Genomic DNA, 12,438 nt, shown 5'->3' with positions numbered 1-12,438 from the left:
CCCAGTCCCTGATTGACATCCTGTACAAAGTTGACGCCAAGAATAGAGTCCAAGCCATAATCTGCGAATGACTCATGGACATCAATCATTGAAAAGTCCACATTCAAGGCCTCTGCCAACTTCTCTACAATAAGCTCCCTGACATGCTCTTCAGCCATTTCATCGGTTACATCAGTAGCTGGTTGAATCCCTGTGTCACGCTGTTTCAATGGAAGCTTGTCATGTTCAAGCTCCTGTTGATGCCGAAGCATACCATCACTTTCAGCCACAATAATTTGTTGGCCTACTTCATGCGCTTCCTGAGCAGGGAAAAAGACGGACCGGAATCCCTCGTTTTCCAATACCTCCTGCCAACTTTCAGGGTATAAACCGGGGGAGCCCGGAATACGCAGTTCAGGGTCATTATAAAGCCACCATCCCTCCAACAAGCCAAAGGTTAAGTGGTTTAACAGCGAGTTTCCACTGATTTCATTGATAAGAATCAGGCCGTTTTTTCGCAGCGCTGCTTTGACATTGCCTAACGTATGCCGAATGTTCCTCGTGGCGTGCAGGACATTGGTGGCAATCGCAATATCATAACCGCCCGTGTCGATATCTTGTCCCACAGCCGACTCTTCCACATTAAAAATTTTATAAGTCAGGTAAAGATTTTGCGGGCCATACTCTTTTTGTGCATGCAATAAAAATGCTCTGGATTTATCGGTATAGCAGTATTCATGAATATGTTCCTGATAAGGTCGAAGCTTATGGAAGAGCATAGCGCTGGTTCCTCCGGTGCCTGCACCAATTTCAATGATTCGAATCGCCCCTGTCGGGTCATGCTTAAGCCGTTCATTCAAGTAGGAAACCACAATATCCCCCAGCACTTCATTAAAGTAATCTGCTGCAGGGCTATTTTTATATATGCCTTCCACCAGCTTCATGGAGGACTGAGGAAAAACAATGTCGGTGGCAGGTATGTTTCCGGTCAAAATTTCCGGCAACTTGCGCAATGTTGATTCTACGAGTACAACCCAGGCCGAGAGATCCGGATTTTTCAGCCATTCACTTTTCTTCAATTCCCATTCCTTCCATACAGCCTGCACATCAACCGAAGCGGTATCCGTTACGCTATAAGAGTCTCCTTTACGATAAAAATAATGATTCCGTGCCAATACCTCTATGCTTTCTTCAAGCCAGCGATCGTATAAACTCAGCAATGCTGTTTTGGTTTTAAAATCATCAATCATAGCTTTCTTGTTCATATGTGCATAAGGGCATAATCCCATCAACTGCAAATACCCCCATAGCAATTTGCATAAGACATCATTCATTTCCTTCATCTGTAAGCCTCCTCATCCGATTAGTCCCTCGCGTCGCCCCATCCTGTTCCGAGTAAGCTTGGTTGTCGACCATAGTCGAAGGAATTCTTTCGTATTCAGCCGCTAGATAAGAAATATCTGGCATCTTCTTCATTTTGACACTGGTGGAAATGTGGCTCTGAATATTCTGGATATACGAAGGAATAGCTTCGGAATTTGGATCGTCGCTTTCTTTTCCATTCATTTGCGAAATATTTGCCGCTACCGTAGATGCTTTTTGATCGATAAATATATTCGTTGGCTGTACAGATTTGGTAGATTCAATGGAAGCCTGCTTGGTTTTAATATCCGTGATCCAATACCGCTCCTTTGCAAAAGGATAGGCTGGCAGACTCATTCTCTGCGGCTTGACATCTCCATAAAGCATGCTCCAATCCATCGCCAGTCCCTTTACCCAAAGATCTACAATCTTCGCGTATTTCCGTTTCCCGATCCAAGCAGCGATCATTTTTTCCATATCTTCATCTTCTAGCAGTGCGGACAGTGCCTCTTTATTTCGCTTGACCTGTCCTCGGTACAGCTCGGATATCCCATCGTGGCCTTCTAGAAATCCTTCCAGCTTTTCCACCAGTGCTGGCATCGATTCAGCAATTACCGCCAAGCGTTCTTCCATCGCTTCACGTCCTACCTGGAGCGTGTAGGCTGCATCAGCCAGATTGCTTTCTGTGACCTCTCCTTTCCCGATCACGGACAGTAATCTCTCGACCTGCTGTTTCAGTCGTTCCTCATTTTTGGCCGACAACACAATAATAACGGGGTTGTGAGCTGTCACACGGATGGGCGCCTTCTCTTCCGGAACGTACTCTTCAATGATGACATGGGCATTGGCGCCTCCTGCTCCAAACGATGAAATCCCAGCCATCCTCGGGTATTCCTGGGTCTCTCCATCGAGTTCAACCACAGGCCGCTTCCATTCCTCCAGCTCCTGCTGGACAACAAACGGCGTCTGCTCAAAAGGAATGTTCGGATTCAGTTCCTGGGCGTGCAGGCTGGGAACCAGCGTCCGGTTTTTCATCTGCAGGACAATTTTGCCAATCCCTGCGATGCCCGCTGCCGCCTCCAAATGTCCGATGTTGGACTTCACAGAGCCCATGGCGCAAAATCCTTTGTCTGCCGTATCCTTCCTGAAGGCCTGGGTCAGACCAGTTACTTCAATGGGGTCTCCCAGTTCTGTGCCTGTTCCGTGAGCTTCAATATAGCTGATGGTCCGAGCATGTACCCCGGCTCGCTCTAGTGCTGATCGGATCAACTCCCCTTGAGCAGTCGGGTTAGGCACTGTATACCCGTTGGTCTTGCCCCCATGGTTGATGCTCGTTCCCCGGATGAGCGCATGGATCGGGTCTCCATCTGCTATCGCCTTGGACAGCGGCTTCAATAGCACGACCCCCACGCCTTCTCCTGGGACAAAGCCGTTGCCTCCCTTTCCGAAGCTCTTGCACTGTCCATCTATGGACAGCATCTGGTTGGCGCAAAGTCCGACATAGCTCAGCGGATGCAGATACAGGTTCACTCCTCCTGCCATGGCCAGCTCGCATTCTCCGCGGTATAGATGCTCACACGCTTCATGAATCGCGGTCAACGAGGACGAACACATCGTATCCACTGGCATGCTCGGTCCCTGCAAATTGAACAGGTACGAAATCCGGTTGGCTACCGAACTAAAGGATATTTGGGGAAATATTTTGGCCCCCATCTTCCATAATTCCGGCCCATAAAGCTCGTAGCCCGTTTTGGTAATTCCCGCAAACACACCTACCCGGTTATTATGCTGTACCGCAAGCTGTTCTCTGGTGTAGCCCGCGTCCTCCATCGCTTCCCAGCAGGCTTCAATGAACAGCCTTTCCTGAGGGTCCATACTGAGTGCTTCCCGCGGTGCAATATTAAAAAACAATGGATCGAATTCCGCAAAGCCTTCGATAAAACCGCCCCACTTGCTGTAGCTTTTGCCATCAGCCACCGCTTCCTGTTTGTTAGACTGGAAGAATCCTTCCAGGGTCCAGCGGTCCTGCGGGATTTCACCGATACAATCCTTCCCTGCTTTGAGATTTTCCCAATATTCGTTCATGTCCTTCGAACCTGGGTACTTTCCCGCCATACCAATGATGGCGATCGGTTCTCGTGTTTCCTCTTTACCAAACTCCGCGTAGCTTCGAACAGGATTCACATAGCTACGGCTGGACTTCGTTGTCACCGTCTCCGCAATCGTCTGCCCCGCAACTGGCGTGCTTTCTTCTTCAGTGCACTGGGTTGCCGCAGCCGTTTCTTCCACCCGTTCCTTGTCTGGACTCATTCCGACCCACTGCATGCACTCCGGCACGTATTCCGCCACCAAATATTCAGCCAGAGCACGCAAGGTCTGGTACTCATAAAACAGCGTCTTGGACAGCTCGCCAAAAGACTCTGCCAGCATGGCGTTGAGCTGGGTAATCATAATGGAATCAATCCCATAGCGCTCTAACGGCTCATGAGCTTCGATGCTGCTGACGCTCAGCCGGGTCACCTCTCCCAACAGCGCCTTGAGATGAAACAAAGTTTTATCGTAAAGTGAGGCCGTATCCAGCTTCGGCGCTGATGCCTCGATCGTACGGACATCTACCTGCGACGCTGCTTTCGCCAGATAGGCCTCAATTTTTTCAGGCTCCCCTTCCATAACCATTACCTGCTCCTTGCCTGAGGACAGGCATTGGTACAACGCCTGAATGCCCGACTCGGTCTGTAAAGCCGTAATGCCCATATTTTGTCTCATGAGCTTTTCCGTGTCCGCATCGATCCGCATTCCGCCCTCTTTCCACAGCGGCCAGCGGATGGATACCGTCCGGCCCCGCCGTTGCTGGGCCTCCACAAGGGTATTCCGGTATGCTGCGTACGCATCCATAAAAGCGTTGGCGGTGGCATAATCGGCCTGCCCCGGATTGCCCAGGCTACCCGAGATGGAGGAAAAGAGCACGAAGAATTCCAGATCCTGACCGCTGCTTGCCTCATCCAGATGGACCAGCCCTTGGACCTTCGGTCCCAGCACCTCGATAAATTCTTCCCTGCTTTTCTTGAGAATGAAGTTATCGTGAATGACCCCTGCACAGTGGATAATCCCGTGAACACGCCCAAATTCCTCTTGGATGCTTTCCAGCAAGCTGATCACCGTATTCCTGTCGGTGATATCTCCCTGCTTATACACCACTCTGGCCCCTAAGGACTCCAGCTCCTTCAGGCGGATTTGCCTGTTTTCGTCCAGTGGCGACCGGCCTGTCAGAATCAAGGTCGCTGCTCGGGTGTGCCGAACTAGTTCTTCTGCAACAAGCAGTCCCAGACCGCCAGAGCCGCCGGTGATAAGATATACGCCACCGTCTTTCCATGGCAGCTTCTCTTCTGGCCGGGACGGCTCGAACCTGTTCCAGCAAGCGGTTTTGCGTTGACCGCCCCCATAGCGTATCCATCCATCTACTGGACTACAGCTATTTTCCTCCAGCTTCACCAGCAGACTTTCTGCAGATTCGCCCTGTTCCACTTCGATTAATTGCCCGATGAGTTTCGGATTTTCCAGTCGGGCGGTCTTCAGCAGACCCGAAAGTCCCGAAAAGAGCTGCCCTTCTCCAGCCGCCGTCACGACAAGCTGAACCAGCACCCTTCCCGAAGGCTTGTCTTTGAGAATGCTTTGGATGCTCTCAAAGGCCTGAACTGCATAGGCCTGAAACCGCTCATCCACCCGGCTCTTCCCGGATGAGAAAGCCAAAACCTGCGCCGCTCCGTTCACTCTCGCTTCAAGCCGTTCAGGCAAAGCCTCGTCCGGCTCGCACAGCAAGATGATACGACGGTCATAGGCAGGAGCTTCGACCTCCGGCGGTACGTTCTGCTCCTTCCAGACTGGCTCAAACATCAGGGTATGGCTGGCTACAGTCACAGGTGCTTCCACCGCTGCTCTGGCCCTTGCTGCCCCAGCCTCAACCTCAGGAGCCCAGCAGCGTTGCTGAGCAAAAGGATACGTAGGCAGACTGATTCTTTTCGGCCGGAGATCGTAATACAGCAATTTCCAATCGATATAGAAGCCTTTGGCCCATAGCTCTGCCAGCTTGTTCATTTCACGATTTGAGATCCATTGGCTCACTAATTCCTTGAACACTTCTTCCTGTTCAAACCATTGAACTGAATCTTGCTGATTATGTTCTCCCCTCCAGCAATTCTCGATATGTTCTTGCCCATTCGCGAACGATTCCAGTTTTTGCACCAGCTCGCTCGTATTCTTGACAATAAACGCTACCCGACTTTTCATTGCCGTTCGTCCTGTTTGAAGCGTAAATGATACATTCGACAAATTGATTTCTTGAGAAGCTGTCAAGAAAGCCGAGAGATCCCCAGCATATGCCTTGAGGCGCTGATGATTTTTGGCAGACAAAGGAATAAGATAGTCAGCAGCATCGTTCATCAAACTGGATTTAGAGCGTTCGGGTTCATCATTGGCTATAAATTGTTCGAAAATGGCATGAGCATTCGTTCCCCCTATGCCAAAGGAGCTTAATGCCGCCCGATGGGGAACTGACGCATGTTCCCATTTCCGCAGTTTATCAACAACATAAAAAGGCGAATCAGACAAATGGATATCGGTATTGGGTGTATCGTAATTAAGCGTTGGAGGAATCTCATTATGATATAAGCTTAAAGCGACTTTAATACACCCCGCCAAACCTGCTGCAGTATCCAGATGTCCGATATTGGTTTTGACCGATCCAATACCACAAAATTGTTTTTTGGCTGTATACTGCCTGAATGTATCATTTAGGGCAGCAAATTCAACCGGATCGCCCAATTTGGTTCCGGTTCCATGTGTCTCAATATAACTGATCGTTTCGGGATGAATTCCGGTTGATTCGATCGTCTTCTGAATAACTTCAGACTGACCCTTAACACTTGGGGCATAAAACCCTAGTTTGTCAGTCCCATCGTTGTTCACGCCGACCCCTCGTAAAATCGTATAAATATGGTCACCGTCTCTAACGGCATCCAGCGTTTTTTTCAGTAGAACAACTCCAACCCCTTCTCCGCCAATCATTCCGTCTGCAGAATCATCAAAAGCTCTAATATGACCATCACTAGAAAAGTTCAAGCCAGGCTGATATACATAGCCTAAACTGTTGAAAGGAAAGATTGTTGACGCACCAACCAACGCGTATTTTGCTTCACCGGACAATAGGCTTTGCGAAGCTAAACGCAGTCCGACTAACGAGGAAGAACAGTTGGAATGTACAAATAGGCTGGGACCTTTAAATCCCAATTTATGAGAGATCATAGTAGGAATGGTCCCGCCCTGTGCCAAAATCCAAGTTACATATTCATCCGCATTCCTCAGGATATTAGGCGACTGTGATGCCAAATTAGGAATAAATGATTGATAAAAGCTGCTGCTCGCCGACATATACACACTGGTTTCAGGAATTTCTTTAGAAACATAACCAGCATCTTCAACAGCTTTCCATGCATGCTGTAACAGCAATTTCATCTGGGGGTCCATAAATTCAGCATTTTTCTGGGACAAATTAAAAAACTCAGGGTCAAAATACTCTTTCCCCTCAATTGTGCATTGTCCGGGCACATAGTTTGGATGCTCGACAATCTCTCTCTCCAGCCCTAATTGAGCTAGTTCATCTTCGGAAAAGTACCGGACACTCTCTACCCCTGCCCTCAAATTACTCCAAAACTCAACGTGGTTTTTCGCACCCGGAAAAAGGGACGAGATTCCTATGATTGCGATGCTATCCTCATAATAATCAGGGTAGGATGGTTTATGTTCATCTTCCTTCGAGTCTATTCCCTGTGAAATGGTATTTTCAGTGGTATCTGTTTGTTCTGTTGCAGAAGCTGGGGCCTCGCCTTTTACTTTCATAATATAAGCACTAAGTTCCCTAATCGTTGGATACTTGAACAGTGCTGTCACCGAAATATCGCATTCCAGCTTGTCCTTGATCTTTCTAACCATCTCTGCGGCTGTAAAAGAATTTCCACCCACGTCGAAAAAGGCATCATCCGTACTTAGATGATCGACATCCAGAAGCTTTTTCCATATTGTTAAAACTTGATGTTCAACATCTGATTGTGGCAAATGGATTTTTCTTGTTGCTGTCGCCAGCTCGACCTTGCGACTCATTAATTCCTTCCGGTCTATTTTTCCATTCGGGGTCAATGGCAGCTTGTCTAGTTCGATAAAGAATGCTGGAATCATATAATAAGGCAAGAATGCTTTTAAATAATTTCGCACTTCTTTCGGGTCAAGTGAGGACTTCCCGAACTCGGAGTCGTTCCGCAAATAGTAGGCAACAAGTTGCTTATCCTCTCCTTGTTCCTTGGCAACCACGACGCATTCATCAATTCCTGGATATGTTCTGACCTGACCTTCAACTTCACTAAGCTCAATCCGAAACCCGCGAATTTTCACTTGATAATCCATCCGACCCAAATACTCAATAGAGCCGTCAGAAAGCCACTTGCATAAATCTCCAGTTCTATAGAGCTTAGTTCCGGGCTTGAATGGGTTGTTAATAAACTTTTCATCCGTAAGCACCGGCTGATTCAAATAACCTCTGGCCAAGCCACTGCCCGAAATGAAAAGCTCACCCGGAAGTCCAATAGGCACAGGTCTAAGGTGCTGATCCAAAATATAAATCTGAGTGTTGGCAATAGGCTTACCGATCGAAAGCGGCTTGTCGGCGGTAATCGTTTGAATTGTAGACCAAATCGTCGTCTCAGTCGGACCAAACATATTCCATGCGTCACCGTTGTTATGAACAAAATAAGATTTCAATGTTTCTGAAAGTGCTTCTCCGCCACAGAGCATTTTCATGTTCTCTTCGTTCTTCCAGCCAGCTTGAAAGAGCATGGTCCAAGTCACAGGGGTAGCCTGCATTATTGTCGGTTTTATTTTTTGTATCTCCTGCTTGAGTCTTTCGGCATCCTTGGCTTTTTCAGAACTGCAAACATAGCATTGAGCGCCTTTAATCAAAGGCAGGTATAATTCCAGTCCTGCGATGTCAAAGCAATACGTTGTCACTGCGAGCAGTTTGTCCTGCTCTGTTATGCCTGGCTTTTCTGCCATGGAAAGAAGAAAGTTGGTCAACGCTTTGTGCGGGATCATGACCCCTTTGGGTTTCCCTGTACTTCCAGAGGTATATATCACATATGCCAAATGGCTAGACTGCACTTCCCGTCTGAGTGTCTTTCTCCCCTTTACACTACTTGTCAGAAGATCCCAATCGTTATCAAGAACAATGCAGTTCACATTGCTCCCTGCCAGCCGAGACACTTTTTCCAACAATCCCGATTGCGTAATGACAAGGGATGCATTGGAATCCTGAAGCATATACTCCAATCGATCCTCCGGATAGTCTGGATCAAGCGGTACATAGGCTCCTCCTGCCAGAAGGATTCCCAACAGCCCAATGACCATTTCTAAAGACCGTTCCATGCAAATTCCTACCAGCGTATCAGGAGTCACGCCCTGATTTTGCAAATATATGGCGAGCAAAGTGCTCTTTTCTTTTAATTCCCGATAGGTAAGCGATTGTTCTTCATACACGACTGCAATAGTCTCAGGCGTTTTTCTTGCCTGTTTTATGAATAATTCGGGAAAGCATTTATCCGGATAACTCACTTCGGTTGCATTCCAGTCATAAAGGATGCTGTTCTTTTCCTCTTGCAATAGTACTGAATAGTCCTGCAGGGCCCCTGTAGGATTGCTCATTAGTGCTTCCGCTAATCCGATATAACGCTCAGCCATCTGTACAATAGTTGATTCATCGAACAAACCGGAACGGTATTTGATATTTAATGTCATCTCTTCTTCCTGCTCCAGCAGCTCCAATACCAGCTCATATTCACCTTCCTGGTGAATTTCTTCTACCAACTCAACGGTAAAGCTATCGCTATACGGCGCACAAAGCTGCTGCAAGCTTGAAGTTTGCAGGTAATTTTGGTAAGAAAAAACGGTTTGAAACACAGGCGAGCTCGCCAGCAGACGCGGCACATTTAATGCTCGAACCAGAGCCGGAAAAGGATAAGGAGCATGATCCATCCCATTGACTACGGTCATTTGCAATTTTTTCATGAAATCCAAGAATGTCTCTGTCTCCGACACTTTGCTGCGTATGGGAAGCATGTTGACAAAATATCCAATTAGTTGGTCAAAACGCTCCTCTGGTCGTACCATAACTGGCATACCAACGATGATATCTTCCTGTCTCGAATACTGGTTGAGCAATATCACATACATACCTAGCAAGACGGTAGACAAGCTCATATATTGCGTACGAGCAAAAGATTTTACCCGATTGACCCAATCAACTGGAAGCCGCTTGGTGTATGTTTGTCCTTCCATGCTCGGAGTCAGAAAACCTGAGCGGCTATATGGAAGCTCTAGAGTCGGTAAAGCACCCGACAACTGTTGCTTCCAATAGGAAAAATGCTTCTCCCCTTCTGCACTGGCCAGCATCGCTTGTTCCCATTCCACAAAATCGTTATAGCTCGCGGCAGGTGGTAAAACGATCGGTCTATTTCCTCGTACCAAGTCTTTATATGCATCTAAAAAACTTTGAATAAAAAGGACGAAAGAACTACCATCAAAAATAATATGATGGATGACCACTAGTATGAAATGTTCTTGCTCGGACCTGGACATCAGATACACACGCATCATAGAGTCCTGTTCCAGCGCGAATGGCTGCTTTGCCTTGCTCCGAATAAAGGGCATGATTTCATCCGCTTTCAAGCTTGAAATATCCTCTACCTGCATATTGAACGGCTGAGCAGGCTCCAGCTTTTGATAAGGTGTCCCGTTTTCTTCTTCAATCACACTATTTAAAATAGGATATTGTTCTAAAACGGTGTGGAAAGCCTGTTTAACGTTCTCTATCTCCACTTTCGTATTAAATCGGAGACATATTGGTACATTGTAAGCATTGATTTCAGGAGACATTTTATGTAATAACCACAGTCCTTTTTGAACTTCAGAAAGTGGATTCCTTTGCAAACCGTGCAGGATTGTCTCGGTCTTGGCCTCTACAACCGGTTTATCTTTTTCAATCTTTTTGGCTAAATAAGCCGATAGTAGTTGAATCGTCGGGTATTCTAGAATTTCTCTTGCATTAACCTTGATCGGATAAGATTTTTCGATACCACGTATGAGCTTCATGACAAGAATGGAATCGATGCCGTAGCCGTGAATATTTTTATTCAAATCCATTGCCTGGGACTCCAGATTCAGTTCCCGATGCAAAAATTGCACCATATATTCCTGAATCTTCAGCTGTATCAACGAAACAGCGTTTATAGTAACATCCGTTTCTCCTATATCTGAATACGCTGTTGAGAGGGGACTCCGATATTGATAAAGCGCCCTAAGCTCTTGTTTGATATAGGCATTACGGCAGACCTTTCTTTGAATTTTCCCGCTTCCCGTTTTGGGAATACTACCCTTTGGCAGCAAATATATATCATATATCTCAAGTTGATGTGTCCCAGATACAGCGTTCAGCATGTTTTCAACCAGTCGTTTATATTCCTGCTCATGAAGAGGTGCTTCAATCTCCTGTACGACGATTACCTTTTCCTGACCATTGATTTCGGCGGAAAATACAGCGATAGGCAAGGTCAACTCCGGCATATTCTTTTGGATGGTCCATTCAATATCGACAGCATGATGATTTTTACCATGAATGATAATGACTTCTTTCTCTCTGCCGATGACATAGATATGATTGTCTGCAATAAAACCAAGGTCTCCTGTACGGAAAAAACCGTCTTCTTGTGTATTGGAAAGTACCGCCTCAAAAGTGCTGTCCGTTTCTTCCTTCCTGTTTAGATAGCCCTCTGCCGTCCGATCGGATTTAATCCAAATCTCGCCGATTTCCCCTGGTAGGCATTGCATATGACTTTCAGGATGAACAATCCGTATTTCTGTTGGAGCTTCGATTTCCCCGCAGCTGACAACGGTCTTTGATGGATTCTTCTCATCTGTGTATTGGACTCTTCTTTGCTCCAAGCTAGGAATATCCAAATTAAGGAATCTCATCGACTGGCCCGGTTTTACACTGGTAACAGGACACAACTCAGATAAGCCGAGAAGAGGACAAAATATATCTTCTTTAAGCCCTAATGCCCGGAAATTATGAATGAAATTTTCGTAACTCTCCTTTCGAATGGGCTCACCTGCACATATAATAGCTTGGAGATGGTGTAGAGAATATTCCTGTAGTGAAGCTATGTCCAAGGTGGAGCAGCAGTAATCGAATGCAAAGTTTGGCGCAGCCGTATGGGTAGCCTGATACTTGTCAATCATCTGAATCCAGTGCTCCGGATTTTTAGCAAAGCTTTCTGGTGGGAGAAGAATGCTTGAGGCACCATTGAATAGCGGTACCAAAATATTGTTTTGCAGTCCAAAAGCATGGAATTGCGGCATCCAGGACACGATACGGCTATTTTGGTCAATTCTCCATTGCTCAGCCTTAACCTGATTCATCAAACATCTATGGCTGAGAATTACGCCTTTAGGCAGGGATGTAGAGCCTGATGTGTACAGCAAAAGGGCCATATCTTCAGGTGCTGGCATTCTCATCTTCATATCTACGTGGGCGGCGCTCTTCTGAAGAATCTCATCAATATTTAGGATACGAAACGTTCTATACTCTGGTTGTGTTTGGAGAAAGGCTTTGAATGCAGTATTTGTTATGATACATACAGCCTCGGAATCTGTTTGAATAGGCTTTATTTTCTCAAGCATTTTTTCATCTGGCTCTGCTGCTGTAATGGGTGTAGGGATGGCTACGATGTTTGCATAAAAACATGCCAGCATGCTGCTGATATATCCCAGACCCTGTGGAAATACAAGAAGCGCTCTTTCCTGCGCGGCCAGTTCTTTCATTAGAATGCTGCCCAAAGTTTGCACTTGCAGCAAAAGCGTGGTTCCCGTAAGAACTTGAGGATGCTCTCCTTCATTTTCAAAAGTAAACAACTCTGTTTCAGGAAATTGCCGGCAAGTTTCCATAAAAGAAACGATCGGGATATTAAGGTCTGATCTTTGATCATGTTTACGTGTCAT

2 protein-coding genes (1 of these 2 running past the window's edge) are annotated in these 12,438 nt (G+C 46.6%); both read right to left on the bottom strand.

What is annotated here, in order from left to right; genetic code table 11:
• Positions 1 to 1,322: the beginning of an SDR family NAD(P)-dependent oxidoreductase gene (locus BN1546_RS21120; RefSeq protein WP_090738774.1), read on the bottom strand. Its footprint begins 18,427 nt before the window's first position; only the first 1,322 of its 19,749 coding nucleotides appear in the window; the start codon lies at positions 1,320 to 1,322; its stop codon lies off the left edge, out of view.
• Complete coding sequence (locus BN1546_RS21115) at positions 1,306 to 12,438, bottom strand: non-ribosomal peptide synthetase (protein WP_090738773.1); 11,133 nt, start codon at positions 12,436 to 12,438, stop codon at positions 1,306 to 1,308. Before BN1546_RS21115 ends, BN1546_RS21120 begins: the two co-directional genes overlap by 17 nt.

The organism is Paenibacillus sp. Mc5Re-14 (assembly GCF_001049835.1).
In the GTDB taxonomy this organism is placed as follows: Bacteria; Bacillota; Bacilli; order Paenibacillales; family Paenibacillaceae; genus Paenibacillus; species Paenibacillus polymyxa_C.
The sequence above is the reverse complement of the archived record's forward strand: the minus strand, read 5'-3'. Positions and strand labels throughout refer to the sequence as shown.